The sequence below is a fragment of the Pseudomonas sp. NPDC077649 genome, from assembly GCF_044542855.1.
Classification (GTDB): Bacteria; Pseudomonadota; Gammaproteobacteria; order Pseudomonadales; family Pseudomonadaceae; genus Aquipseudomonas.
Genome location: NZ_JBITVF010000001.1, coordinates 824,335 through 849,511, shown reverse-complemented (window position 1 = coordinate 849,511; position 25,177 = coordinate 824,335). Strand labels below are relative to the sequence as shown.

The 25,177-nt window shown below is 68.3% G+C and carries 29 protein-coding genes; 21 read left to right on the top strand and 8 right to left on the bottom strand.

Features of this window, described 5'->3' with window-relative positions:
- Window positions 1-30 precede the first annotated feature (30 nt).
- Genes ACIGFL_RS03815 through ACIGFL_RS03805 form a run of 3 tightly spaced genes read left to right on the top strand, consistent with a single transcriptional unit; the run spans window position 31 to window position 2,443 of the window.
- Entirely contained in the window at window positions 31-1,041 is a 1,011-nt protein-coding gene (locus tag ACIGFL_RS03815; protein WP_021443087.1) for an ornithine carbamoyltransferase, read from the top strand.
- A gap of 59 nt (window positions 1,042-1,100) precedes the next feature.
- Complete coding sequence (gene arcC / locus ACIGFL_RS03810; protein ID WP_122108318.1) at window positions 1,101-2,027, top strand: carbamate kinase; 927 nt, start codon at window positions 1,101-1,103, stop codon at window positions 2,025-2,027.
- A 50-nt stretch (window positions 2,028-2,077) separates the two neighbouring features.
- Window positions 2,078-2,443: a DUF5064 family protein gene (locus ACIGFL_RS03805; RefSeq protein ID WP_021443085.1), complete on the top strand. Its 366-nt coding sequence runs from the start codon at window positions 2,078-2,080 to the stop codon at window positions 2,441-2,443.
- Between the two features lie 94 nt (window positions 2,444-2,537).
- Here ACIGFL_RS03805 and lpdA read toward each other — a convergent pair whose 3' ends face one another.
- Both lpdA and ACIGFL_RS03795 read right to left on the bottom strand, forming a co-directional pair.
- Window positions 2,538-3,938: a dihydrolipoyl dehydrogenase gene (lpdA, locus tag ACIGFL_RS03800; protein WP_397496184.1), complete on the bottom strand. Its 1,401-nt coding sequence runs from the start codon at window positions 3,936-3,938 to the stop codon at window positions 2,538-2,540.
- Window positions 3,935-5,140 (bottom strand): MFS transporter, encoded by a 1,206-nt coding sequence (locus tag ACIGFL_RS03795; protein ID WP_397496183.1) that lies wholly within the window; start codon window positions 5,138-5,140, stop codon window positions 3,935-3,937. The genes lpdA and ACIGFL_RS03795 overlap by 4 nt, the downstream gene beginning before the upstream one ends.
- Window positions 5,141-5,224: 84 nt before the next feature.
- On the opposite strand from ACIGFL_RS03795, the gene ACIGFL_RS03790 reads away from it, so the two are divergent.
- Both ACIGFL_RS03790 and ACIGFL_RS03785 read left to right on the top strand, forming a co-directional pair.
- On the top strand, window positions 5,225-5,773 hold the full coding sequence (locus ACIGFL_RS03790) for a PaaI family thioesterase (protein ID WP_122108315.1): 549 nt from the start codon (window positions 5,225-5,227) through the stop codon (window positions 5,771-5,773).
- 77 nt (window positions 5,774-5,850) lie between these two features.
- The gene (locus ACIGFL_RS03785) at window positions 5,851-6,426 is read left to right on the top strand and encodes a TetR/AcrR family transcriptional regulator (RefSeq protein WP_397496182.1); all 576 of its coding nucleotides are present in this window, start codon (window positions 5,851-5,853) and stop codon (window positions 6,424-6,426) included.
- A 26-nt stretch (window positions 6,427-6,452) separates the two neighbouring features.
- Here the strand turns inward: ACIGFL_RS03785 and ACIGFL_RS03780 are convergent, their stop codons facing one another.
- Window positions 6,453-7,247: an SDR family NAD(P)-dependent oxidoreductase gene (locus ACIGFL_RS03780; protein WP_397496181.1), complete on the bottom strand. Its 795-nt coding sequence runs from the start codon at window positions 7,245-7,247 to the stop codon at window positions 6,453-6,455.
- Between the two features lie 340 nt (window positions 7,248-7,587).
- Between ACIGFL_RS03780 and ACIGFL_RS03775 the strand changes: the two genes are divergently transcribed.
- The 4 genes from ACIGFL_RS03775 (at window position 7,588) to ACIGFL_RS03760 (ending at window position 10,834) form a co-directional block, all read left to right on the top strand.
- Window positions 7,588-8,394, top strand: a complete 807-nt coding sequence (locus tag ACIGFL_RS03775; protein WP_397496180.1) for an outer membrane protein OmpK — start codon at window positions 7,588-7,590, stop codon at window positions 8,392-8,394.
- Between the two features lie 70 nt (window positions 8,395-8,464).
- Window positions 8,465-9,229 carry a phytanoyl-CoA dioxygenase family protein gene (locus tag ACIGFL_RS03770; protein ID WP_122108311.1) on the top strand — a complete coding sequence of 255 codons (765 nt, stop codon included), beginning with the start codon at window positions 8,465-8,467 and terminating at the stop codon, window positions 9,227-9,229.
- Between the two features lie 228 nt (window positions 9,230-9,457).
- Window positions 9,458-10,306 (top strand): EamA family transporter, encoded by an 849-nt coding sequence (locus ACIGFL_RS03765; protein WP_397496179.1) that lies wholly within the window; start codon window positions 9,458-9,460, stop codon window positions 10,304-10,306.
- Between the two features lie 54 nt (window positions 10,307-10,360).
- Entirely contained in the window at window positions 10,361-10,834 is a 474-nt protein-coding gene (locus ACIGFL_RS03760; protein WP_397496178.1) for an LEA type 2 family protein, read from the top strand.
- Window positions 10,835-10,904: 70 nt separating this feature from the next.
- Here the strand turns inward: ACIGFL_RS03760 and ACIGFL_RS03755 are convergent, their stop codons facing one another.
- The gene (locus ACIGFL_RS03755) at window positions 10,905-11,321 is read right to left on the bottom strand and encodes a CBS domain-containing protein (RefSeq protein ID WP_021443489.1); all 417 of its coding nucleotides are present in this window, start codon (window positions 11,319-11,321) and stop codon (window positions 10,905-10,907) included.
- Window positions 11,322-11,449: 128 nt separating this feature from the next.
- Window positions 11,450-12,229, bottom strand: a complete 780-nt coding sequence (locus tag ACIGFL_RS03750) for a gamma-glutamyl-gamma-aminobutyrate hydrolase family protein (protein WP_397496177.1) — start codon at window positions 12,227-12,229, stop codon at window positions 11,450-11,452.
- 456 nt (window positions 12,230-12,685) lie between these two features.
- Between ACIGFL_RS03750 and ACIGFL_RS03745 the strand changes: the two genes are divergently transcribed.
- The 4 genes from ACIGFL_RS03745 (at window position 12,686) to ACIGFL_RS03730 (ending at window position 15,195) form a co-directional block, all read left to right on the top strand.
- Window positions 12,686-13,027: a zinc ribbon domain-containing protein YjdM gene (locus ACIGFL_RS03745; RefSeq protein WP_122108308.1), complete on the top strand. Its 342-nt coding sequence runs from the start codon at window positions 12,686-12,688 to the stop codon at window positions 13,025-13,027.
- 65 nt (window positions 13,028-13,092) lie between these two features.
- Window positions 13,093-13,815, top strand: coding sequence for a substrate-binding periplasmic protein (locus ACIGFL_RS03740; RefSeq protein ID WP_397496176.1), 723 nt, complete (start codon window positions 13,093-13,095; stop codon window positions 13,813-13,815).
- A 166-nt stretch (window positions 13,816-13,981) separates the two neighbouring features.
- A complete protein-coding gene (locus ACIGFL_RS03735; RefSeq protein ID WP_397496175.1) occupies window positions 13,982-14,722 on the top strand; it encodes a hypothetical protein in 741 nt (246 codons plus the stop codon).
- A 116-nt stretch (window positions 14,723-14,838) separates the two neighbouring features.
- A complete protein-coding gene (locus ACIGFL_RS03730) occupies window positions 14,839-15,195 on the top strand; it encodes a hypothetical protein (protein ID WP_397496174.1) in 357 nt (118 codons plus the stop codon).
- A gap of 74 nt (window positions 15,196-15,269) precedes the next feature.
- On the opposite strand, the gene ACIGFL_RS03725 is transcribed toward ACIGFL_RS03730, so the two are convergent.
- From ACIGFL_RS03725 to ACIGFL_RS03715, 3 genes are all read right to left on the bottom strand, one after another.
- Window positions 15,270-16,601, bottom strand: a complete 1,332-nt coding sequence (locus ACIGFL_RS03725) for a spinster family MFS transporter (protein ID WP_397496173.1) — start codon at window positions 16,599-16,601, stop codon at window positions 15,270-15,272.
- A gap of 151 nt (window positions 16,602-16,752) precedes the next feature.
- Entirely contained in the window at window positions 16,753-17,775 is a 1,023-nt protein-coding gene (gene hemH / locus ACIGFL_RS03720; protein WP_397496172.1) for a ferrochelatase, read from the bottom strand.
- Window positions 17,776-17,787: 12 nt separating this feature from the next.
- A complete protein-coding gene (locus tag ACIGFL_RS03715) occupies window positions 17,788-18,690 on the bottom strand; it encodes a TIGR01777 family oxidoreductase (RefSeq protein ID WP_397496171.1) in 903 nt (300 codons plus the stop codon).
- Between the two features lie 203 nt (window positions 18,691-18,893).
- Here ACIGFL_RS03715 and ACIGFL_RS03710 point away from each other — a divergent pair, with 203 nt between their 5' ends.
- The 8 genes from ACIGFL_RS03710 to ACIGFL_RS03675 all read left to right on the top strand — a co-directional run.
- A complete protein-coding gene (locus ACIGFL_RS03710) occupies window positions 18,894-19,880 on the top strand; it encodes an NAD(P)/FAD-dependent oxidoreductase (protein WP_122108304.1) in 987 nt (328 codons plus the stop codon).
- Window positions 19,877-20,101: a TIGR02450 family Trp-rich protein gene (locus ACIGFL_RS03705; protein ID WP_021444930.1), complete on the top strand. Its 225-nt coding sequence runs from the start codon at window positions 19,877-19,879 to the stop codon at window positions 20,099-20,101. The genes ACIGFL_RS03710 and ACIGFL_RS03705 overlap by 4 nt, the downstream gene beginning before the upstream one ends.
- A gap of 173 nt (window positions 20,102-20,274) precedes the next feature.
- Window positions 20,275-21,225 (top strand): DUF523 and DUF1722 domain-containing protein, encoded by a 951-nt coding sequence (locus ACIGFL_RS03700; RefSeq protein WP_122108303.1) that lies wholly within the window; start codon window positions 20,275-20,277, stop codon window positions 21,223-21,225.
- Window positions 21,215-22,180 (top strand): MerR family transcriptional regulator, encoded by a 966-nt coding sequence (locus ACIGFL_RS03695; RefSeq protein WP_397496170.1) that lies wholly within the window; start codon window positions 21,215-21,217, stop codon window positions 22,178-22,180. Before ACIGFL_RS03700 ends, ACIGFL_RS03695 begins: the two co-directional genes overlap by 11 nt.
- On the top strand, window positions 22,168-23,604 hold the full coding sequence (phrB, locus tag ACIGFL_RS03690) for a deoxyribodipyrimidine photo-lyase (protein WP_397496169.1): 1,437 nt from the start codon (window positions 22,168-22,170) through the stop codon (window positions 23,602-23,604). Before ACIGFL_RS03695 ends, phrB begins: the two co-directional genes overlap by 13 nt.
- The gene (locus ACIGFL_RS03685; protein WP_397496168.1) at window positions 23,601-24,023 is read left to right on the top strand and encodes a nuclear transport factor 2 family protein; all 423 of its coding nucleotides are present in this window, start codon (window positions 23,601-23,603) and stop codon (window positions 24,021-24,023) included. The genes phrB and ACIGFL_RS03685 overlap by 4 nt, the downstream gene beginning before the upstream one ends.
- The gene (locus ACIGFL_RS03680; protein ID WP_397496167.1) at window positions 24,020-24,787 is read left to right on the top strand and encodes an SDR family NAD(P)-dependent oxidoreductase; all 768 of its coding nucleotides are present in this window, start codon (window positions 24,020-24,022) and stop codon (window positions 24,785-24,787) included. The genes ACIGFL_RS03685 and ACIGFL_RS03680 overlap by 4 nt, the downstream gene beginning before the upstream one ends.
- Window positions 24,784-25,177 (top strand): NAD(P)-binding protein (locus ACIGFL_RS03675; protein ID WP_397496166.1); only part of this gene is annotated, 394 nt, incomplete at its 3' end. The genes ACIGFL_RS03680 and ACIGFL_RS03675, both read left to right, overlap by 4 nt.

The following is a 25,177-nucleotide window of genomic DNA, read 5'->3' as shown; positions in this document are numbered from 1 at the left end:
GTTTTCAGCTGCCCACAAGGAGAAAGAATCATGGCTTTCAACATGCACAACCGTAACCTGCTCAGCCTGATGCACCACAGCACGCGCGAGCTGCGCTACCTGCTCGACCTGTCGCGCGACCTCAAGCGCGCCAAGTACACCGGCACCGAGCAGCAGCACCTCAAGCGCAAGAACATCGCGCTGATCTTCGAGAAGACCTCCACCCGCACCCGCTGCGCCTTCGAGGTGGCCGCCTACGACCAGGGCGCCAACGTCACCTATATCGACCCGGGCTCCTCGCAGATCGGCCACAAGGAATCGATGAAGGACACCGCCCGCGTGCTCGGGCGCATGTACGACGCCATCGAATACCGCGGCTTCAAGCAGGAAATAGTCGAGGAACTGGCCAGCTACGCCGGCGTACCGGTGTTCAACGGCCTGACCGACGAATACCACCCGACGCAGATGCTCGCCGACGTGCTGACCATGCGCGAGCACAGCGACAAGGCCCTGCACGAGATCAGCTACGCCTACCTGGGCGATGCGCGCAACAACATGGGCAACTCGCTGCTGCTGATCGGCGCCAAACTGGGCATGGACGTGCGCATCGCCGCGCCCAAGGCGCTGTGGCCGAGCGACGAACATGTTGCCGCCTGCAAGCAGTTCGCCGAGGAGAGCGGCGCGCGCATCACTCTCACCGAAGACGCCAAGGCAGCGGTCAAGGGCGTGGACTTCGTCCACACCGACGTCTGGGTGTCGATGGGCGAGCCGGTCGAGGCCTGGGGCGAACGCATCCAGGAGCTGCTGCCCTACCAGGTCAACATGGCCATCATGAAGGCCACCGGCAACCCGCGGGCCAAGTTCATGCACTGCCTGCCGGCCTTCCACAACAGCGAGACCAAGGTCGGCAAGCAGATCGCCGAGCAGTACCCGCACCTGAAGAACGGCATCGAGGTCACCGAGGACGTGTTCGAGTCGCCCTACAACATCGCCTTCGAGCAGGCGGAAAACCGCATGCACACCATCAAGGCGATTCTGGTCTCGACCCTGGCCGACATCTGACGCCCTAGAACCGTAGCCCGGATGAAAGCCGGGCTACGGCCTCGAACAAGGAGAACACCATGCGACTCGTCATCGCCCTGGGCGGCAACGCCCTGCTTCGCCGCGGCGAAGCCATGACCGCGGAAAACCAACGGGAAAACGTGCGTATCGCCTGCGAGCAGATCGCCAAGGTGGCGCCCGGCAACGAACTGGTGATCGCCCACGGCAACGGCCCCCAGGTCGGCCTGCTGGCCCTGCAGGGCGCCGCCTACGACGCCAGCAACCCCTACCCGCTGGACGTGCTCGGCGCCGAGACCGAAGGCATGATCGGCTACATGATCGAACAGGAGCTGGGCAACCTGCTGCCGTTCGAGGTGCCCTTCGCCACCATCCTCACCCAGGTCGAGGTGGACAGCGCCGACCCGGCCTTCAGGAAGCCGACCAAGCCGATCGGTCCGGTCTATGACAAGGCGGAGGCCGAGCGCCTGGCCGCCGAGAAAGGCTGGAGCATCGCCCCGGACGGCGACAAGTTCCGCCGCGTGGTGGCCAGCCCACGGCCACAGCGCATCTTCGAGATCCGCCCGATCAAGTGGCTGCTGGAGAAAGGCAGCGTGGTGATCTGCGCCGGCGGCGGCGGCATCCCGACCATGTACGACGGCAACAAGCTGCGCGGCGTCGAGGCGGTGATCGACAAGGACCTGTGCTCGGCGCTGCTGGCCGAACAACTGGCCTGCGAGCTGCTGGTGATCGCCACCGACGTCGACGCCGCCTATGTCGACTGGGGCAAGCCGACGCAGAAATCCATCGCCGCCGCCCACCCCGACGAGATCGACAAGCTCGGCTTCGCCGCCGGCTCCATGGGGCCCAAGGTGCAGGCCGCCTGCGAGTTCGCCCGCAACACCGGCAGCACCGCGGTGATCGGCTCGCTGGAAAACATCGAGGCCATCGTCCAGGGCACCTCGGGCACCCGCATCAGCCTGGACTGCGACGGCATCCGCTACTACTGACCCCGGCGCGGGGCCATGACCCCGCTCGCCACGTTGCAGGGACGTTCAGCATGTTCACCCCAGGCCATCTGCACCGCGACAACCTCGACCGCCCGGAAAGCCTGCGTCTGGCGCCGCCCTTCTCCGTCGACTTCTACTACCAGGTGCGCCAGGACCCGGCGCAGGGCCCGATGCTGCATATGCGCCTGGTCGGCGAGGTGCAGGGCCGGCATTTCGACGAGGAGTTCGAGCTGCACCGCGACGTTGCCTTCAACTTCGCCAGCGCCGCCACTCGCGTCGCCGCCCGTCACGGCCTGCCGATCAACGCCAGCCCGGTGATGCGCGGCCACGACGAGTACGACAAGGTGTTCGCCGATATCCGCGCCAAGCTGCATGCCAAGCCGGGCGAAACGGTGAATCTCGATCACGTGCTGTGAGCGCCGTAGCCCGGATGAAATCCGGGCTGGCTGATCGACGCACAACGCGCGCAGCGCCTGCCGGGCACTCGGCGCTGTGGCGCGCAGGGCGCCCCTATGCCTGCATGGTCCAGCCGTGCACGCCCATCGCCGCCTGGCGCCCGGCCTCCGAGCGGGTCGGGTGCGGGTGGCAGGTCAGGGCGATGTCCTCGGCCGAAGCGGAGAACTCCATGGCCACGCAGTATTCGCCGATCAGCTCGCCGACGCTCGGGCCGATCATGTGCACGCCGAGAATCTGATCGGTAGTGGCGTCGGCGAGAATCTTCACGAAGCCTTCGGTCTCGTGGTTGATCTTCGCCCGGCTGTTGGCGCTGAAGGGGAACTTGCCGACCTTGTAGGCGCGGCCTTCGGCCTGCAGCTCCTCCTCGCCCTTGCCGACGCTGGCCACCTCCGGGCGGGTGTAGATCACCCCGGGGATCACCCCGTAGTTGACCTCGGCCGCATGCCCGGCGATGCGCTCGATGCAGGCCACCGCCTCGTCCTCGGCCTTGTGCGCCAGCATCGGCCCGGAGGTGACGTCGCCGATCACCCACACGCCGGGCACGCCGCTCTGATGTTTGTCGTTAGCGAGCATGCCGCGCCGGTCGGTGCTCAGGCCGACGCTCTCCAGCCCGAGCCCTTTGGTGTAGGGGCGGCGGCCGATGGCCACCAGCACGTAGTCGGCTTCCAGGCTTTCCGCCGCGCCGCCGGCGGCCGGCTCCAGGCTCAGGGTCACTCCCGACTTGCCGGTCTTGGCAGCGGTGACCTTGGTGCCGAGCTTGAAACTCATGCCCTGCTTGCCCAGGGTGCGCTGCAGGGTCTTGGCGGTCTCGCCATCCAGCCCGGGGCAGATGCGCTCGAGGTATTCCACCACGGTGACCCGGCTGCCCAGGCGACGCCATACCGAGCCCAGCTCCAGGCCGATCACCCCGGCGCCGATCACCACCAGGTGCCCTGGCACCTCCGGCAGCGACAGCGCGCCGGTGGAATCGAGGATGCGCTGGTTGTCGATCTCCACGCCCGGTAAAGGCGTCGGTTCGGAGCCGCTGGCGATGACGATGTTCTGCGTCTCGAGCAGGCGTTCGCCGCCCTCGTGCAGCTTGACCTGCACCCGCCCCGGGCCGTCGATGCGCGCCCAGCCCTTGACCCACTCCACCTTGTTCTTGCGAAACAGGAATTCCACGCCCTTGGTCAGGGCTTCGACGCTGCCTTCCTTCTGTTTCATCATCTGCGGCAGGTTCAACTGCGGCGTCACCTCCACCCCCAGCGCACTCAGTTCGCCGCCGGCCGCCGCCTCGTACAGCTCGGAGGCATGCAGCAGGGCCTTGGATGGCATGCAGCCGACGTTCAGGCAGGTGCCGCCGAGGGTCTCGCGACCCTCCACGCAGGCCACCTTGAGCCCCAGTTGGCCGGCGCGGATGGCGGCGTTGTAGCCGCCGGGGCCGGCGCCGATGATGACCACGTCGTAGCTGCTCATGGCGAAACTCTCCTTGCCTCAGAAAATGCGCTCGGGCGGGCGCGCAACAGATGGAAGCCGGTGAACGCCAGCGCGGCGAACAGGGCTTGCAAGGCAACCATAGGCCAGGCCGAGCCATCCTGCAGCCAGGCCAGCAACAGGCCGCTCACCGTCGCCCCGCTCATCTGCGCGAAGCCCATCAGCCCGGCCGCCAGCCCGGCGCGCTGCGGGTTGGGAATCACCGCGCCGGCCACCGCCGCCGGCAGCAGCATGCCGCCGCCCAGGGTCACCAGCACCTGCGGCAGGGACAGGCCGAGCAGTGACAGGCCAAACAGCACATAGATCGCCAGGGACAGGGCGGCGCCGGCCAACACCAGCGCCACGCCGATGGCCACCACTCGCTGCGGTCCCAGGCGCTGCACGTTGCGCAGGGTGAACAGGGCGCCGCCGAGCAGGCCCGAGACGATGGCCGCGAAGGTCATGCCGTACTGCGCCGCGCTCAGCCCGAGCAGGCCGATATAGACCGCCGAGGAGCCGGCCACCACGACGAACATGGCGCCGTAGGTCATGGCGATGGTCAGCGCCAGCGCGCGGCAGCTGCCCAGCAGATCCCAATAGTCGCCCGCCAGACGACTCAAGCGCCCGGCCTGCGGGTCGCGCTGCAAATGGCTCTCGCGGTAGCTGCCGAGCACCGCCAAGAGCGCCACGCCGCCCAGCACCAGGCTGGCAACCAGCGGCGCCCGCCAGCCGCCGTACTGGGTCAGCAGACCGCCGAGCAGCGGCGACAGGACGATGGCGACGAACATGCCCAGTACCGTCAGCGCCAGGGCCGGCCCCGCCTCGGCCTGCCACACGTCGCGCACTATGGCGCGCGCCAGCACCAGCGCGGCGCAGGCGCCGAAGCCCTGCAGCACACGGGCGGCGATCAGCGTCTGGATGTTCTCCGCCAGCAGCATGCCCAGGCTCGCCAGCAGGTACAGCGAGAGCCCGGCCAGCAGCACCGGGCGCCGGCCGAGACGGTCGGACAGCGGGCCGAGCAGCAGCTGGCCGAGACCGAAGGCGGCGACGAACAGCGACAGCGCCAGCAGGCTGCTGCCCGGCGCGGCGTGCAGGCCGCGCTCCAGGGCGCCGAGCGCGGGAATCAGCAACTGGGTGGAGATTTCCCCCAGGGCGGTGAGCAGCATCAGGAGCAGCAGCAACAGACGGGAGGGGGACGGACGCATGGCGAATCTCCGGCTCGGGGTATTTATATTTCAACCATAATATGAAAGATTAGATGTCGTCCATCATGAAATTGGGAGACCCGCATGAACCCGCAAGACCGCGATACCCGTCTGGCCGCCTGGCACGCCGAAGAACAGGCGCTGCGCGCCAATCTCGCCGCCCCCGGCACCCTGGCCCTGGCCGAGGTGGCCAGCATGGCGCCCATGGACTTCTTCGACCGCATCGGCCGCGGCGAGCTGCCCAGCCCGCCCTTCGGTCAGCTGCTGGATTTCGTGCCGCTGCAGTGGGCCAGCGGTCGTTTCGTCTTCCAGGGCACGCCCGATGCGCGTCACTACAACCCACTGGGCAGCGTGCACGGCGGTTATATCGCCACCCTGCTCGACTCCTGCATGGGCTGCGCGGTGCACACCCTGCTCAAGCGGGGCCAGGGCTACACCACCAGCGACCTGCGCGTCAGCTACATCCGCGCCCTGCGCAGCGGCGCCGGCCCGGTACGCGCCGAGGGCCGCATCATCCACCTCGGCCGCTCCACCGCGCTGGCCGAAGGACGCCTGTACGACGTCGACGAGCGCCTCTACGCCATGGCCTCCACTACCTGCCTGATTCTCGATATGGCGCCGCCGGCGCCCTGAGTGCACAACGCGGTCGCGCCAAGGCGCGGCCGCGGGTGTAAGATGACAGCCAACATCTGAATCATCCGGAGCACCCCATGCGCTATTCGGAAGACCACAAGGCCAAGACCCACCAACGCATCATCGACGAGGCCGCGCTGCGCTTTCGCCGCGACGGCATCGGCGCCACCGGCCTGCAGCCGCTGATGAAGGCCCTGGGCCTGACCCACGGCGGCTTCTACGCCCACTTCAAGTCCAAGGACGAGCTGGTGGAGACCGCCCTGCGCCATGCCGTGCAGGACCTTGCCAGCAACACCGAACAGCAGGCCGAGAAGTCCGAGGCGCCGCTGCCGCGCTTTATCGCCAGCTACCTGTCCAGCGCGCACCGCGCCAACCCCGGCGCCGGCTGCCCGCTGCCGACCATGTCGGCCGAGCTGGGCCAGCGCGGCGAGGCCAGCGAGATCACCGACGCGCTGATCCGCAATCGCCTGGCGCTGATCGAAGAAAACCTCAAGGGCGACGACGCCGCCGAACAGAGCGTACTGCTGCTCTCGGCCATGGTCGGCGCCCTGATGCTGTCGCGCAGCGTCAAGGACCCCGAGCTGTCCGACCGCCTGCTGAAGACCACCCGCCGCCTGCTGATCGAGCAGGCGCAGGACGCCCAGCAACAATAGGGGCGCCTGACCGGCGCCCCGCGCGCTTATTTGTAGCGCGCCGCCGCCTGGCTGTGCGACAGGTTCGGCCCCAGCGCCGCGCGGGCGGCGACGAAGGCGTCCCAGTCGGCGGCATCCGGCAGCGAGGGGATGGTCACCAGCTCGCCCTGATCGAAACCGGCCAGCGCCGCGTCGACCATCTCGCCCACCTCCATGATCATCGACGGCGGCAGCGCCGAGGCATCGGTGCCGCTGCGCTCCCAGATCTCGGTGCGGGTCACCCCCGGCAGCACCGCCTGCAGCTGCACGCCCGAGCCGCGCAGTTCGCCGGCCAGGGTCTGGGTCAGGCTCAGCACATAGGCCTTGGTGGCGCTGTACACGGCGTTGAACATCTCCGGCGCCAGCGCCACCACCGAGCCGATATTGACGATGGCGCCACGCCCGGCCTGGCCGAAGCTGGCTGCCGCGGCGGCGGCCAGATGGGTCAGGGCCACCACGTTGAGCTGGATCATCGCGTCCACCTGTTCCAGGTCGGCGCCGGACAGCGGCCCGTTCATCGCCACCCCGGCATTGTTCACCAGCAGGCCGATGCGCGCGTCCTCGCGCAGGCGCTGCGCCACCTTGCGCACGTCGGCCGGCACGGTCAGGTCAGCCGGCATCACCTCGACGGCGACGCCGTACTCGCCGCCCAGGCGCTCGGCCAGGGCCTGCAGGCGCTGGGCGTCGCGCGCCACCAGCAGCAGGTCGTGACCACGCCGAGCCAGACGCTCGGCATAGGTGGCACCGATGCCGGAAGAGGCGCCGGTGATCAGGGCGGTGGCGGGTTTGCTTGCAGCGTTCATAGCGTTCTCCATGAAGAGGTTTGAGCGGGCCAGTTAGATTACAACCATAATCTTAATCGCCTATATGAACCTCGTCATACTGCTCGTCAATGGCCTTTCCACTCCAGCCGACCAATGACCGCCACGGCCGTGCGCACCAACTTATGGCCGTTTCTGTCCCAGCGGTCAGCAAAAGGTGCACGAACGGCCGCCATCATGCGCCGAAATGCAAGCCATCCGATTGATTTGCAAGGTCTATCGCCAATCACGAGAATTGGCGCCGTTTTTGCTCTAGCTGCACCAGCCTGACCAAGCAGACAGGTTTACAACCATAACGACACGCTACACACCAGGAGCCTTCATGAACCGCACCCTTTCTTCGCTGATCCTCGCCGGCGGCCTGCTGGCGGGCGTCCAGGCCGTCGCCGGCGACCTGCTGCACTGGCAGAACAACAGCCTGACCTACCTCTACGGCCAGGACTTCAAGATCGACCCGGAGATCCAGCAGACCGTCACCTTCGAGCACGCCAGCGGCTGGAACTTCGGCGACCTGTTCTTCTTCGTCGACGCGATCAAGTACAACACCGACGCCCGCAACGGCGCCGGCGACGGCCATACCTTCTACGGCGAGTTCAGCCCGCGCTTCTCCCTGGGCAAGCTCAGCGGCGCCGACCTGTCGTTCGGCCCGCTCAAGGACGTGCTGATCGCCACCACCTACGAGTTCGGCGAGGACGACGTCGAGTCCTACCTGATCGGCCCGGGCTTCGACCTGGCCATCCCCGGCTTCGACTACTTCCAGCTCAACACCTACCTGCGCACCACCGATGGCAGCCGTCCCGGCGACAACGTCTGGCAGATCACCCCGGTGTGGAGCTACACCATCCCGGTCGGCGAGTCCGACATCCTCATCGACGGTTTCATGGACTGGGTGGTGGACAACGACGAGAACAGCCGCGGCGACTACCACGCCAACCTGCACTTCAACCCGCAGATCAAGTACGACCTGGGCAAGGCGCTGAAGTGGGGCGAGAAGCAGCTGTACGTCGGCATCGAGTACGACTACTGGAAGAACAAGTACGGCATCAAGGACGGCGGCTTCGTCAGCGCCAACTTCGTCGGCCCGACCGACCAGAACACCGCCAGCCTGCTGGTCAAGGCGCACTTCTAAGCACCACCGAGGACTGGGCAACGCCGCTTGCGAGTGCCAGCATGCTCTGGTCACCTTCGGGAGCGGCGCCATGTCCGAGCTCATCGCCAGCCACACCGCCGAACGGCTGCAGGCCCTGCACCAGCAGGGCTTCGTCCTGCTGCCCGGGGTGCTGGAGGCGCCGCGCATCGCCGCGCTGCGCACCGCCATCGATGCCCTGCGTCCCATCCACTGGGACTACCAGGGCAGCCTCGACCACTACAAGTGCCTGTTCAACCGCGACCCGTTCTGGCTGCCCTACCTCGACCTGCCGCAGGTGATCGAGCTGGCCGAAGCGGCGCTGGGCGAGGATTGCCACGTGATCGGCCAGACCGCCTGGCGCTGCCACCCCGGCTTCGTCGGCAGCGAGCTGCACCTGGATCATCTGCCGATGGCGCTGCCGCCGAGCCTGCTGGACGATCCCGCCTTCGAGCTGCCGATGCAGATCTGCACCGCCCAGCTCTATCTCGACGACATCGACGCCGAGCTGGCCCCGACCCGGGTCATCCCCGGCAGCCACCGCGCCGGCCGGCCGCCCGCTGCCGGCGAGCGTCACTGGCGTGGCCGCGAGCCCGAGCCGATCTTCTGCCGCGCCGGCGATCTGTTGTTCTTTCGCAGCGAGCTGTGGCACGCCGGCAGTCCCAACCTGAGCCGCACGCGCAGCCGCTATCTGCTGCAGATCCATTACGGCCGGCGCATGGTGGCGCAGAAGTTCTCGCCCTACCTGCACTTTCGCTTCGACCCGGCGGTGCTGGCCGCCTGTACCCCGCGCCAACGGCGCCTGCTCGGCGATCACGCCGAGGCCGAGTACGACTGAGCGCCGACGCAGTTGCGACCTTCGGCCAATCCCATCCATCGCTGCGCTGTGCTTAGCTGGCGGTCACGCCCTTAGAGCCTGCTCAAAGCCTCGCGAGCTAGAGCAATGCAAGGCAAAAACAGGCGAGGAAGCGGAGTGTACTTTTGTACATGAGCATTCCGAGCCTGTTTTTAACGCAGCAGTGCCGACGCGCAGCAGGCTTTGAACAGACTCTCACAAGGATGGCCGATGCCCCCGCGTATCCTGCTGCTCACCGCCCTGGCCATGCTGGCCTTCGCCGGCAACTCGCTGCTGTGCCGCCTGGCCCTGCGCGAGACGGCCATCGACGCCGCCAGTTTCACCGCCATTCGTCTCGTTTCCGGGGCGCTGACGCTCTGGCTGCTGCTGCGCCTGCGCACGGCGCGCCAGCCCATGGCCGGCAACTGGCCGGGGGCGCTGGCGCTGTTCGCCTACGCCGCGGCCTTCTCCTTCGCCTACCTGCAGCTGGACACCGGCGTCGGCGCCCTGCTGCTGTTCGGCGCGGTGCAACTGAGCATGCTGCTCTGGGGCCTGTGGCGCGGCGAACGCCTGGGCCTGGCGGCCAGCCTCGGCACCGCCCTGGCGGCCGGCGGCCTGCTCGCGCTGCTGCTGCCCGGCACCAGCGCGCCGCCGCTGGCGGCCGCCCTGCTGATGCTACTGGCCGGTATCGCCTGGGGCGGCTACTCGCTGCTCGGCCGCGGCCAGGGCGACCCGTTGGCGGTGACCGCCGGCAACTTCCTGCGCGCCGCGCCGCTGGCCCTACTCCTGGCCCTGACGCTGCTGCCGCGGTTGAGCTGGGACGGCGCGGGGCTGGGCTACGCCCTGCTATCCGGCGCGCTGACCTCGGGCGTCGGCTACGCCATCTGGTACAGCGCCCTGCCCGGCCTGCGCGCCAGCCAGGCCGCCACCGTGCAGCTCAGCGTGCCGATCCTCGCCGCCCTCGGCGGCGCCCTGCTGCTCGGCGAGGCGCTGAGCCTGCGTCTGCTGCTCAGCGCCGGCGCGGTGCTCGGCGGCATCGCCCTGGTGCTCGGCAGTCGGCAGCGCAGAGCCGGGAGCTAAAGCGGCTGGCGACGGTCTTCTATGCTGTAGCCAATGCTCATCCGGAAGATCGCCATGCCCCGTCTGTTTCGCCTCTGTTTTATCCTGCTGCTCGCCCTGGGCCTGGGCGCCTGCGCCAGCCTGGGCCAGCGCGACCCGCTGCGCATCGACCTGGCCGGGCTGGAACCCTTGCCCGGCCAGGGCCTGGAGATGCGCTTCGCGGTCAAGCTGCGGGTGCAGAATCCCAACGACAGCGCGGTGGACTTCGATGGCGTGGCGCTGGAGCTGGAGGTCAACGGCCAGCCGCTGGCCAGCGGCATGAGCGACCAGCGCGGCAGCGTGCCGCGCTTCGGCGAGACCCTGATCAGCGTGCCGGTGAGCATTTCCGCCTTCTCCGCCATGCGCCAGGCCTGGGGCGCCACCGACTACCGCCCGGGCCAGGGCCTGCCCTACGTGCTGCGCGGCAAGCTGGCCGGCGGCCTGTTCGGCACCCGCCGGTTCAACGACAGCGGCACCCTGGACTGGCCGGAGCCGCCGCGCGTCTACTGACAGGCCGCGCACGCCAACCCTTTTGGTGCACCCGCTCGGCGCCGCCGCACCAGGACGGCTCGCCTGTGCCTCAGGCCGCCTGAGCCCGGCCCTGCAGCAGCTTGTCCAGCTGCTGCAGCAGATGGCGACGGCTGATCACCCCGAGCACCCGGCCACCGGCGTCGACCACCGGGTAGTTCTTCGGCTTGTCGCCGAGCATCTGCTGCACCAGTGCCATGGGGTCCATGTCGGCGCGCACGCTGAGCACGTCGCGGCGCATGATGTCGCCGACCGTGGCCACCCGCTGGTTGTAGTAGGCCACCTGGATCGCCACCTTCAGGCATTCCTGCTCGGACAGCCAGCCGAGCAGGCGGCCGTCGCCGTCGGTCACCGGGCCGCCGAGCAGCTCGTGGCGCATCAGTTTGGCGACCGCCTTGACCACGGGCATATCGGGATGGATGCGGGCGAAATCCCGGCTCATGCAGTCGGCGATGGAGGCAGTGATCATCGAGGTGGTCCTTGTGCGATTGGAGGAAGCGCCCGGGGACATGGCCCGGACGCTCAGCCGCTAGCAAGTTCCACGCCCTTTCCTGACAGATCGACGCAGGACGCGCCGGGAACCGCCTCTTGGAGGGCTCAGCTCTGTTCGGCGACGCGACGCCGGCAGGCTTCGCCGAAGGCCTGGAAGATCTTCACCGAGTCGGGGTTGGCGGCGGCGCGCCATTCCGGGTGCCACTGCACCGCCAGCAGGAAGGGCGACAGGCTGGGGGCGTGAATGGCCTCGATCAGGCCGTCCTCGGCGCTGGCCAGCACTTCCAGGCCCTGGCCCAGGTTGCGGATGGCCTGGCCATGCAGGGAGTTGACGCGGATCTCCGGCTGCCCCAGCAGCTCGGCGAACCAGCTCCCGGGCACCGGGTACACCGCATGGCGCGGCGCGTACTGCACCTCCACCGGGTCATCGGGGTTCTCCCGGTGGTCGTGGTAGCCGGGCTCGGCATAGACCTTCTGGAAGATGTCGCCGCCCAGGGCCACGTTGATCTCCTGCATGCCGCGGCAGATGCCGAAGATCGGCAGGCCGCGCGCGAGGGCGGCGCGGATCAGCGGCAGGTCGAACAGATCGCGGTCGCGATCCTGGGTCTTGTTCGGCGTCTCGTTTTCCTGGCCGTAGAGCGCCGGGTCGATATTGCTGCCGGCGCCGGTCAGGTACACGCCGTCGGCCATGTCCAGGTACTGCTCGAGGTCAGCCGTGCCGCAGCAGGTCGGCACCAGCAGTGGCACGCAGCCGGAAAGCTCGACCAGCGGCTGGATGTATTTGTGGGTCATCACTTGATAGTCGTGGCCCTTGCGCTCCTGAGCGCCCATGGACATCAACACGACGGGTTTGCGCGGGGTACTGCGGATTTTCTTGTCGGACATACGTCACCTTGGGACAGGCCGGGCCTGTCGTTGCTGTGCAGGCCGGTGGCTGTCGCCGACTGCGGCCTGTTTGGCTAACTCCGTGCACCCGGGCTCGTCCTGAGCCGGGGTGCCGCCTTCCGACGGCGGCGCGAAACCGGGCCTTGGCGACTCTGCGCAAAGGGGCGCCACAGGAGCGCCCGCCACCCGGTTCGGCAGCGGAATCTATCGCCAGTCTGCCCGAACCGTAAATTATGTCAAACAAACAAGCGCGACATTGTCGAACAAAATGCACTCGCAGATTCCGCAGAAATGGCTTAAGCCGGCATGATTCAAGCAAAAAGCGGTGAAACCTGCCCACCCGGAAAGTCCAATATTTTTGACATCACCGGCGAGCCGAGCGGCGTCCTAGAGCGGCGCCCGCGGGCAAAACCCTATACAATTCAGGGTCTATCAACCCACAGTCGAGGACGTCCCTTGAGCAGCCTGCCACCTTGCCCCCAGTGCAACTCCGCATACACCTACGCTGACGGCGAGCAGCTGATCTGCCCCGAATGCGCCCATGAATGGCGGGCCGGCGACGCCGCCGGGGGCGACGAGGCGGCGCGGGCGATCAAGGATTCGGTGGGCAACCTGCTGCAGGACGGCGACAGCGTCACCGTGATCAAGGACCTCAAGGTCAAGGGCTCGTCGCTGGTGGTCAAGGTCGGCACCAAGGTGAAGAACATCCGCCTGGTCGACGGCGACCACGACATCGACTGCAAGATCGACGGTATCGGCGCGATGAAGCTCAAGTCGGAGTTCGTGCGCAAGGTCTGATCTGCCGCACGCCCTCGGGGAAAATTGGCTAGCCTGAACACAAGCCCGCCCCGAGGAGACCCGCCATGCGCCTTCTGCTGCTCGTCCTGCTGGCCCTGGCCAATCCCCTGGCCGCGGAGCCCTGGCGGGTGGTCGGCGACGAGCAGTTCGCCCCCTACAGCTTCGTCACCGGCGAGGACGACACGCCTCGCGGGCTCGACGTCGAGCTGGTCGAGGCGGTGCTGCGCGAGGCCAGGGTCGCGCACCAGATCCGCCTCTACCCCTGGGAGCGGGTCAAGCGCATGCTCGAGCGCGGCGAGGCGCAGATGGCCTTCCAGTTCGCCGGCACGCCGCAGCGCCAGGAGCAGTACGAACTGGTCGGCCCGCTGCGCAGCGGCGCCACGGTGTTCATGACCACCGCCAAGACCGCGATCGCCGACTGGCGCACGCTGGACGACTTCGCCCCCTACGTGATCGGCCAGGTGCGCGGCTACGCCTACGAGGAGCACTTCGACCGCGCCGACCTGGCCCGCGACAGCAGCGCGCAGAACCCGCGCCAGCTGGTGTCGATGCTGCTGGCCGGGCGCATCGACATCATCGTCGGCGACCGCGTGCAACTGCAGTACTTCGTCCGCGAACAGCGCGCCCAGCAACAGGTGCGCATCCTGCCCCGCCCGCTGGTGCAGATGCCGCGCTTCGTCGCCTTCGCCAAGGGCGATATCCAGCGTGCCCGGCAGTTCTCCGAGGCGCTGGTACGACTGCGCAAGGCCGGCACGCTGGAGCGCATCCAGCAGCGCTGGGCACAGTGACGCCCAGGCCAGCGGCTTGCGGAAAAATACTAGCGTTTAGCCATTTCAATTCGCCGGCGGGCAACTACGCTAAGCCTGTTGATCATTCATCGGCCGACCGTGGGCGAACCTGTAGTGCGTTGGATTCGAATCACCCAGTCAGATGGACCCGCACTGGAGCTCACGGATGCAACAACCGATCCCCCTCACCTCGCGACTGGATGCCCTGGCCCAGGCCGAGCCCGCCCTGCTGCTGGCCCTGTCGGGACTCGCCGCGCTATGCATCGCGCTGATGCTGTGGCGCCTGTGGAAAAGTGTCCGCGATTCGCAGCGCAGCCTGGGCAAGACACCCGAGCCGCTGCTGCCCCACCAGCAGTTGCACCGCCTGTTCGAGCAGAAGGACAGCCTCGAAGCCGAATTCGTGCAGTTGAAGGCCAAGTGGCTCGGCCTCAAGCTTGGCCAGCAGCCGCGCGACCTCGCCGGCCATCGCCTGCCCCATGCCGGACTCAACTACCAGCGGCGCGCCAGCGATAGCCTGGCCATCGTCCACTACGGCATCAAGAGCACGCAGCTGATCGGCCTGCTGCGCGAGGCCGGCCTGCTGCTGATCCGCCTGTGCGACGCCACCCGCCTGCCGGTGCAGGGCGAGCTGCTGGACATGCTGGTTCAGCTCAACGAGATGGAGAAAGACATCCTCCTGCACCTAGGCGAGATCGAGCACAGTCTCGGCAACCCACAACTGCCCTTCCTGCTCGACACCCCCTCGGACAGCCTGCGCCAACTGCCCATGGTCATCGAGCGCCATGCCGACGCCATCGAACGCCACGAGCGCTTGATCCACCGGCTGTTCGCCGGCCTCCACCTGGAAGTCGATGGCCCGCGCTCGAGCCGGCGGCTGAGCGGTCGAGGCACCAAGCGCAGTTCCTAGCCAGCAGGCAGCGCCCCCTGGTTTACATAGCTTTTACACAGCGCCATGCAATGCGCCGCCCGAGTATCGGTCGAAACCAGTAACCGGATCGCTCCGGCCCTACAGGAGGCACGCTCATGCATACGCGTATTTCCCTCGTCACCGGCCTGCTCGCCAGCCTGGCACTGGCCGGCGTGGAACCGGTTCAGGCCTCGGATCGTCGCGACGCCGCCATCGCCGGAGCGGTAGTCGGCGCCGTGGTCGGTGGCGTGATCGGCGCCAACAGCCGGATCTACTACGCCCCACCACCGCACGTGGTGTACTACCCGCCACCGCCGGTGTACTACGAGCCGCCGGTCTACTACCGCCCCTATACCGTGGTGGTGGGCCCGCGCTACTACGAACCCCGGCCGTATCACTACAAATCGCGCCACTATCACCACCCGCACAAGCACTGGCGCGGCCACAAGCACCATCATCGTTATCGTCGTTAAACCCGCTCGCTCTGTGAAAAAGCCGCGACTATCGCGGCTTTTTCATCATTGGTGCGCGGCGCCCCCTACGGGGCTCAGGCCGGGCTGGCCGCCCACTGCTCCAGGCGCACCACGCTCTCGCGGTAGGGCTTGAGGCTCTTGCCCAGCAGCACGATGGACATCAGCACCGCCAGGGTGGTGACGATCAGCAGCGAGTAGCGCAGCGCGTTGTCGTCGGCGAAGACGAAGTCGGTCACCAGCGCCACCGCGGTCGGGCCTATCCCCAGACCGATCAGGGTGATGACGAACAGGTAGATGGCCGAGGCCTGGCCGCGCATCGAGTTGGGCATGATCTCCTGGATCGCCGCCGGCGCCACGCCGAACGGCATGCTCAGGCAGAACACCGTCGGCGCCAGCAGCACGCTGGCCCAGAAGGCGGTGTCCATCAGCGGGAACAGCAGCACCAGCGGCAGCGCGCCGAGCGCGGCGTACAGGCCGACGCGCATGTTGGCGTCGCTGCGCCCGCGCTTGGCCATCCAGTCGGCCAGGCGCCCGCCGAAGACGATGCCCAGGCAGCCGAACACCGCCACTATGCAGCCGTAGACGATGCCGACCTGACCGGCGTCCCAGCCGTAGGTGCGGATATAGAAGGTCGGCACCCAGGCCGCGCTGCCGTAGCCGGCGAAGGCCAGGCCGGCGAAGCCGAAGTTGTGCAGCAGCACGGTGCGACGGTTGGCACGGATATAGCGGCCGACATCCGCCAGCGGCACCGCCACGCCGGCGCCGGCGCCACGCCGGGCCGGCTCCTTGACCGCCAGCATGAGCAGGGTGAACAGCACCCCGGCGCCGCCGAGGATCAGGAAGATCAACTGCCAGGGGCGCACTTCGCCCAGCACCGGCAGCAACACGTTGCCCTGCGCCGAGGCGAACTGGATGACCAGCCCGCCGACCAGGAAGGCCAGCCCCGAGCCTAAGTAGACGCCCATGGAGTAGACGCTGATGGCGGTGGCGCGGCGCTCGGCGGGAAAGCTGTCGGCGATCAGCGAATAGGCCGCCGGCGACAACGCCGCCTCGCCCACGCCGACGCCGATGCGGCACAGCAGGAACTGCCAGTACAGCTTGGCCATGCCGCAGGCCGCGGTGGCGGCACTCCAGAACAGCACGCCGATGGCGATCAGCCCGCGCCGGCTGCGGGTGTCGGCGACGCGCCCGAGGGGAATGCCGCAGATGGTGTAGAACAGGGCGAAGGACAGGCCCATCAGCAGGCTCATCTGCGTGTCGTTGATCAGCAGGTCGCGGCGGATCGGTTCGACCAGCAGGTTGAGAATCTGCCGGTCGACGAAGGACAGCACGTAGGCCACCATCAGGATGGCGACAGTGACCCAGGCACGGGCACTGGAGGGATAGCCGTTATTGTTGTTATGCACGGACGCTCTCCTCGGCACCGCTGAACGCGGCGCGCGGCGGTTGAAAGTGCGTCAGCTTAGGGCGATATAAACGGCGCTGAGTATCGCTCGAAGGTGTTATCAGGCGGGCGAATGCTTCATACCCGCCGGGGCGAATGGCGCGGCGGCCGTTTCAGATGGCCAGCGGCGCACGCTCGCACAGGGTCTTCAGCGCCGCCGCCCAGTCCGGGTGGTCGTTGAGGCAGGGCACCAGCTGCAGGCTCTCGCCGCCGGCCGCGACGAACTGCTCGCGGCCGCGGTCGCCGATTTCCTCCAGGGTCTCGATGCAGTCGGCGACGAAGGCCGGGCACATCACCAGCAGCTTCTTCACCCCCTGCGCAGCCAGCTCGTCGAGGCGCGTCTCGGTGTAGGGCTCGATCCACTTGGCCCGGCCCAGGCGCGACTGGAAGCTCACCGACCACTGCTGCGGCTGCAGACCCAGGCGCGCGGCGAACAGCTCGGCGCTGCGCAGGCACTGCGCGCGGTAACAACCGGCGAGCACCTCGGCCGAGGCCGTGCGGCAGCAGTCGGCGCCCTTGAGGCAATGACCGCTGGGATCGAGCTTGTGCAGATGGCGCTCGGGCAGGCCGTGAAAACTCAGCAGCAAGTGATCGAACGGCTGCTCCAGGTAGGGCTTGGCGCTGGCCGCCAGGGCGTCGAGGTATTCGGCTTGCTCGAAGAACGGCGGCAGGATCGACAGGCGCAGCTTCAGCCCGCGCTCGCGCAGCACCCGCTTGGTCTCCTCGATCACCGTGGTGGTGGTACTGTCGGCGAACTGCGGGTAGAGCGGCGCCAGGGTCACCTCGCGAACGCCCTGCTCGGCCAGACGCTGCAGGCTGGTTTCGATGGACGGCTCGCCATAGCGCATCGCCAGTTCCACCGGGCCGCGCGTCCAGTGCGCCTGCATCGCCTGCTGCAGGCGGCGGCTGAGCACGATCAGCGGCGAGCCCTCGTCCCACCAGATCGAGGCATAGGCATGCGCCGAGGCTGCCGGGCGCTTGATCAGGATCAGCGACACCAGCAGGCGGCGCAGCGGCCAGGGCAGGTCGATGACATAGGGGTCCATCAGGAACTGATTGAGGTAACGGCGGACATCGGCTACTTCGGTGGACGCGGGCGAACCCAGGTTAACCAGCAACAATGCGTGATCGGTCATGCGAAATCCTAGTCAGTGATGGCCCAGCAGATCGGCCAGGGCCACGTCCAGATGGGTGAAGCGAAAACTGAAACCCGCCTCCAGCAGGCGCGTCGGCACCGCGCGCTGGCCGCCGAGCAGCAGCTCGGACAGCTCGCCGAGGCCGGCGCGCAGGGCGAAGGCCGGCGCCGGCAGGATCGCCGGGCGATGCAGGGCCTGGCCCAGCGCCCTGGCGAACTCGGCGTTGCGCACCGGCTGCGGCGCGCACGCATTATAGGGACCCCGGGCAGCGTCTCGCTGCAAGAGAAAGTCCATCAGGGCGATTTGATCGGCGATATGCACCCAGGGCATCCACTGCCGGCCGTCGCCGAGGCGTCCGCCCAGGCCCAGCCTGAACGGCAGCAGGAGGCGTTTGAGCATGCCGCCATCGGCGCTGAGCACCAGGCCGGTGCGCACCAGCACCACGCGCAGGCCCAGTTCCTCGGCGCGCAGGGCGGTCTCCTCCCAGGCGCCGCACAGCTGCGCGGCGAAATCGTCGGTGACCTGCGGCGTGTCCTCGTGCAACTCGCGCTCGCCGCCGTCGCCGTACCAGCCCACCGCCGAGCCGGACAGCAACAGCGCCGGGCGCTGGCTGCGGCCCTGCAGCCAGGCCAGCAGCTGCTCGGTCAAGCCGATGCGGCTGGCCCACAGCAGCGCCTTGCGCTTGCTGCTCCAGGGCCGGTCGGCGATGGGCGCGCCGGCCAGGTTGACCACGGCGTCGAGCGGCTCCTCGGCCAGCTCCTCGAGCCGGCCGATGCCGCGCACGGTCGCGCCGCACAGGCGCTTCACCTTGTCCGGCTCGCGGCTCCAGACGGTCAGGCGGTGGCCCTGCTCGGCCCAGTAGGCGCAGAGCCCGCGGCCGATCAGGCCGGTACCGCCGGTCAGCAGGATATGCATGGCATCGTCCTCGCATGGAAATTGATGAGCTTTCACCCCTAGTCTGGTTTATGACGCACACACGTGCCTTTATTGATGGCCGCGTTTGTCCTAAACCTAAAGTAAGGAGCGACACCCGAGGCAACAGCTGTACATGAAAGCATTCTTGTATAGCTTTTGTCCAAAGCGTAGCCTGTAAAGCATTCAGAGCTGACGAGGTCACCATGAACGCACCCATCGCCATCATCGGCACCGGCATCGCGGGATTGTCCGCCGCCCAGGCCCTGCACGCCGCCGGCCAGGAGGTCCAGCTGTTCGACAAGAGTCGCGGCAGCGGCGGGCGCATGGCCAGCAAGCGCAGCGATGTCGGCAGCCTCGACCTGGGCACCCAGTACTTCACCGCGCGTGACCGCCGCTTCGTCGAGGTGGTGCAGCAGTGGCTGACCCGCGGCTGGGTCGCCGAATGGACGCCCGGCATGTACCACGCCAAGGACGGTCAGCTCAGCGCCTCGCCGGACGAACAGGTGCGCTGGGTCGGCACGCCGCGCATGAGCGCCATCACCCGCGCCCTGCTCGGCGCCCTGCCGGTGCACTTCGCCTGCCGCATCACCGAGGTATTCCGCGGCGGCAGCCACTGGAGCCTGCAGGATGCCGAAGGCTGCAGCCACGGCCCGTTCAGCCACGTCGTCATCGCCACCCCGGCGCCGCAGGCCAGCGCCCTGCTGGCAGCCGCGCCCAAGCTGGCCGGCGCCGCCGCCAGCGTGATCATGGAGCCGACCTGGGCGGTGGCGCTGGGCTTCGACACGCCGCTGGAGACCAAGGTCGAGGGCTGCTTCGTACAGGACAGCCCGCTCGACTGGCTGGCGCGCAACCGCAGCAAGCCCGGCCGCGACAACCGCCTGGACACCTGGGTGCTGCACGCCAGCAGCGCCTGGAGCAAGCAGCACCTGGACCTGCCCAAGGACACCGTGATCGAGCAGCTGCACGGTGCCTTCGCCGAGCTGATCGGCTGCGCCGTGCCGCCGCCCAGCTTCACCCTGGCCCACCGCTGGCTCTACGCCCGTCCGGCGCAGGCCCACCAGTGGGGCGCGTTGGCCGACGCCGACCTGGGCCTGTACGCCTGCGGCGACTGGTGCCTGTCCGGCCGCGTCGAGGGTGCCTGGCTCAGCGGCCAGGACGCCGCCCGCCGCCTGCTCGAACACCTGGCATGACGCCCGCGCGGCGGCTCAATCCGCGCAAGCTGCTGCTGTCGAAATGGACCGCGGCGCAGCCGCAGAACCGCGAACGCCACTTCCTGGTCACCGAACTGATCCGCGACGAGGCCGACACCATTCTCGCCGTGGAGCTGCAGGCTGTGCTGACCCGGCGCAGCCAGCGGCTCGACTGGCGCCAGCTGCAGGACACCCAGCGCTGGCTGCAAGGCTGGCGCTGAAGCCCCTCTCTTCCCCTCCCCGCCCTGACGCCGCGCTCGCGCGGCGCTTGTCGTCACACACAAAAAGCCATACACAAGCTGTACAAAGCATTTGACTTGTACAACAGCAGACCTATGATGGACAAAAGTTGTACATGGCTAAGCCCATGTACAAGACAGTCGGAGGTCGAGTCATGCAACCGAGCAAAGCCAAACTAGGCATCAGCGCCTGCCTGCTGGGCGCCGAGGTGCGCTACAACGGCGGTCACAAGCTGTCGCGCCTGTGCAGCCGCAGCCTCGCCGAGCATTTCGAGTTCGTCCCGGTGTGCCCGGAAGTCGGCATCGGCATGCCGGTGCCGCGCCAGCCGATTCGCCTGGTGGGCGACCCGCAGGCGCCGCGCGCAGTCGGCACGGTGGAACGCTCGCACGACGTCACCGACGCCCTGGCCGCCTATGCCGAACGCATGGCCGGCGAGCTGCAGGGCATCTGCGGCTTCATCTTCATGCAGCAGTCGCCGTCCTGCGGCCTGGAGCGGGTCAAGGTCTACCAGGACGGCGGCCGCCCCAGCGAGCCGGGCCGTGGCATCTTCGCCGCGGCCTTCTGCGCCCGTCATCCCGACCTGCCGGTGGAGGAAGACGGCCGCCTCAACGACCCGGTGCTGCGCGAGAACTTCCTCACCCGCGTGTTCGCCTACGCCGAGTGGCAACGTCTGCTGCAGGAGGGCCTGACACGCCGCGCGCTGATCGCCTTCCACTCGCGCTACAAGTACCTGCTGCTGGCCACCGACCCGCTGCAGTACAAGGCCCTCGGCCGTCTGCTCGGCGATCTCGCCCGGCACGACCTGGCCAGCCTGGCGCCGCACTATTTCAGCCAGCTGATGGCGGCGCTGAAGCGCTGCGCCACCCGCGGCACCCACAGCAACGTGCTGCAGCACCTGGCCGGCTATCTCAAGCGCGCCCTCAGCCCCGACGAGAAACAGGAGATGCAACAGCTGATCGGCCAGTACCGCGACGGCGTGGTGCCGCTGGTGGTGCCGCTGACCCTGCTCAAACATCATTTCCGCCGCCACCCGGATCGCTACATCGCCGAGCAGGTCTACCTGCAGCCGCATCCAGAACGTCTGAGTCTGCGCAATGCCCTCTGAGCCGAACGACCAACTGCAGCGCAGCGAGGCCGCCGATCAGCTGCGCAGCGCCCTCGCCCAGGGCTACCTGCCGATTCGCGACGTGGCGCGCAGCACCGGGGTCAACGCCGTCACCCTGCGCGCCTGGGAGCGCCGCTACGGGCTGATCGTGCCGCAGCGCACGGCCAAGGGTCACCGCCTCTACTCGCCGCAACATGTGGCGCGCATCCAGGCCATCCTCGGCTGGCTCGGACGCGGCGTCGCGGTGAGCCAGGTCAAGGAACTGCTGGACAGCCGCCAACCGCTGCAGCTGCCGGCCGACGGCGGCTGGCGACAATTGCGCGGCGAGCTGCTCGGGCACATCGCCCAGCTCGCCGAACGGCGCCTGGACGAAAGCTTCAACGCCGCCCTGGCGCTCTACCCGCTGCGCACCCTGGTCGAACGCCTGCTCTGGCCGCTGCTCGGCGAACTGCAGCAGCGCTGGCAGGGCCAGTTCGGCGCGCGCCTGGAGCAGGTGTTCTTCTTCTCCTGGCTGCGCAGCAAGTTCGCCACGCGCATCTACCACAACAACCGTCAGGCCGGCGGTGCGCCGCTGCTGCTGGTCAACCTCGGCGACGCGCCGATGGAGCCCGGCCTGTGGCTGTGCGCCTGGCTGGTCAGCGACAGCGACTGCCCGGTGGAGGTGTTCGACTGGCCGCTGCCGCCCGCCGAACTGGCCCTGGCCCTGGAGCAGATCGCCCCGCGCGCGCTGCTGCTGTACGCCGACCAGGCGCTCGACGGCGCCCTGCTGCGCCGCCAACTGCCGCGCCTGCACCGGCAGTGCCGGATCCCGCTGCTGCTGGCCGGCCCCGCCGCCCATATCCACCGCGACGTGCTGGCCGAGCTGGCGCTGGCCGCCGACCCGCTCGCCGCCCATGCCTGGCTGCAGCGCCAGGGCCTGCTCGGCCCCCTCGAGGATTCACCATGCGTCAACTGATCTGGCTGCGCAGCGACCTGCGCGTGCACGACAACAGCGCCCTGGCCAGCGCCATGGCCGCCGGCCCGACCCTGGCGCTGTACCTGCTCAGCCCCAAGCAGTGGCTGGCCCACGACGACGCGCCGTGCAAGGTCGACTTCTGGCTGCGCAACCTGGTCGAACTGCAGCGTGCCTTGCAGCGGCTGAACGTGCCGCTGCTGGTGCGCCAGTGCGACGACTGGGAGCAGGCACCCGCCATCGTCGCCGAAGTCTGTCACCAGCACGCCATAGGCACGGTGCAGGTCAACGAGGAGTACGGCGTCCACGAGAGCCTGCGCGACCGCACCACCGCGGCCTACCTGGCGCAGCAGGACGTCGCCTGGCACAGCCATCTGGACCAGCTGTTGTTCAAGCCCGGCAGCGTGCTGACCCAGTCCGGCGGCTACTTCCAGGTCTACAGCCAGTTCCGCAAGGTCTGCTACCAGCGCCTGCACACAGCCCTGCCGGCGCTGCGCGCACAACCAAAGGCGCAGGCGCCGCTGGACGTGGCCAGCGACCCGCTGCCCGCCGCGGTCGCCGGTTTCTCCGCTCCGAGCGAGGCGCTGCGGGCGCTCTGGCCGGCCGGCGAAGAGCAGGCGCACAGCCGCCTGGCGCGCTTCGCCGAGGAGCGCATCGAGTTCTACCAAGAGGCGCGCGACTTTCCCGCCACGCCCGGCACCAGCCAGCTGTCGCCCTACCTGGCCGCCGGCGTGCTGTCGCCGCGCCAGTGCCTGCATGCGGCGCTGCGCGCCAACCGCGGCGAGTTCGACAGCGGCAACCCCGGCGCCGTCACCTGGATCAACGAACTGCTCTGGCGCGAGTTCTACAAGCACATCCTGGTGGGCTACCCGCGGGTCTCGATGCACCGCGCCTTCCGCCAGGAAACCGAGGCGCTGCCCTGGCGTGACGCGCCGGATGAGCTGGCCGCCTGGCAGCAGGGCCGCACCGGCCTGCCCATAGTCGATGCCGCCATGCGCCAGCTGCGCGAGACCGGCTGGATGCACAACCGCCTGCGCATGATCGTCGCCATGTTCCTGACCAAGAACCTGCTGATCGACTGGCGCGAGGGCGAGCGCTTCTTTATGCGTCAGCTGATCGACGGCGACCTGGCGGCGAACAACGGCGGCTGGCAGTGGAGCGCCTCCACCGGCACCGACGCGGCCCCCTATTTCCGCATCTTCAACCCCATCAGCCAGTCGCAGAAGTTCGATCCCGACGGCCACTTCATCCGTCACTGGGTGCCGGAGCTGGCCGGGCTGAACAAGCGCGACATCCATGATCCGGCCGCGCTCGGCGGACTGCTCGCCCCGGCCGGCTACCCGCGGCCGATCGTCGATCTGGCGCGCTCGCGCGAACGCGCCCTGGCCGCGTTCAAGCATCTCGGCAACCGGGAGGTGCCCGCATGAGCGATTTCCTGTCCACCTTCGGCGAACGCTTCGCCGCGCTGAACAAAGACAACCTCGAGCGGCTCGGCGAGCTGTACAGCGACGACGTGCTGTTTCGCGACCCGTTGCACGAGGTGCACGGCCTGGACGCGCTGCGCCGCTACTTCGCCGAGCTGTACGCCAATGTCGACGCGCTGCGCTTCGAGTTCCACGGCCGCGACCGGGTCGACGAGGGCCAAGGCTACCTGCGCTGGACCCTGAGCTACCGCCACCCGCGCCTGGCCCGCGGCGCACCGATCCAGGTCGACGGCTGCACGCACCTGCAGTGGCGCGACAAGGCCTATCTGCACCGCGACTACTTCGACGCCGGCGCCCTGCTCTACGAGCATCTGCCCGTGCTCGGCCAGAGCATCGGCTGGCTGAAGCGGAGGCTGGCATGAAGCGTATCTGGCTGACCGGCGCCAGCAGCGGCATCGGCATCGCCCTGGCCGAGGAACTGCTGCGCGGCGGCCACCGCCTGGCCCTCAGCGCGCGCCGCAGCGGCCCGCTGCAGGAGCTGGCGATGCGCTTCCCCGAGCAGGTGCTGGTGGTGCCGGGCGATCTTTGCGAGCCCGAGCAGGTGCGCGCCATCGCCCAGCGCATCGAGCAGGCCTGGGGCGCGCTGGATTGCGCCATCCTCAACGCCGGCACCTGCGAGTACCTCGACGCCCAGGCGTACGAGTCCGCCCTCATCGAGCGGGTGATACGCGCCAACCTGCTGTCGGCCAGCCACTGCATCGAGGCGGCCCTGCCCCAGCTGCGCCGGGGCGAGCGGCCGCACCTGGTCGGCGTCGGCAGCTCGGTGACCTTCCTCGCCCTGCCGCGCGCCGAGGCCTACGGCGCCTCCAAGGCGGCCATGCGCTACCTGCTGGAGGCGCTGCGCATCGACCTGGCCGGCGAAGGCATCGACGTCACCCTGGTCAGCCCCGGCTTCGTCGACACCCCGCTGACGCAAAAGAACGACTTCCCCATGCCCATGCGCTGGCCGGCGGCAAGGGCCGCCCGGCACATCGCCGCACGGCTGGACAAGCACCCGCTGGAAATCGCCTTTCCCGCGCCCTTTATCGTCACCCTGAAACTCCTCGGCCTGCTGCCCAAACGCCTGCGCCTGGCCATCGGCCGCCGCCTGGCGCGCAGCGAGCCCACCACCCAGGACGCCCCATGAAAATCGCCATCATCGGCAGCGGCATCGCCGGCCTGACCAGCGCCTACCTACTCAATCGCCAGCACGAGATTCAGGTGTTCGAGGCCAGCGACTGGGTCGGCGGCCACACCCATACGGTGGACGTCGAGGTGGACGGCCGCGCGTACGCCATCGACACCGGCTTCATCGTCTTCAACGACTGGACCTACCCCAACTTCATCCGCCTGCTGGAACAGCTCGGCGTGGCCTACCAGCCCACCGAGATGAGCTTTTCGGTCAGCGATCCGGCCAGCGGCCTGGAGTACAACGGTCACGACCTCAACAGCCTGTTCGCCCAACGCCGCAACCTGGTCTCGCCGGGATTCTGGGGCATGCTGCGCGACATCCTGCGCTTCAACCGCCAGACCCAGG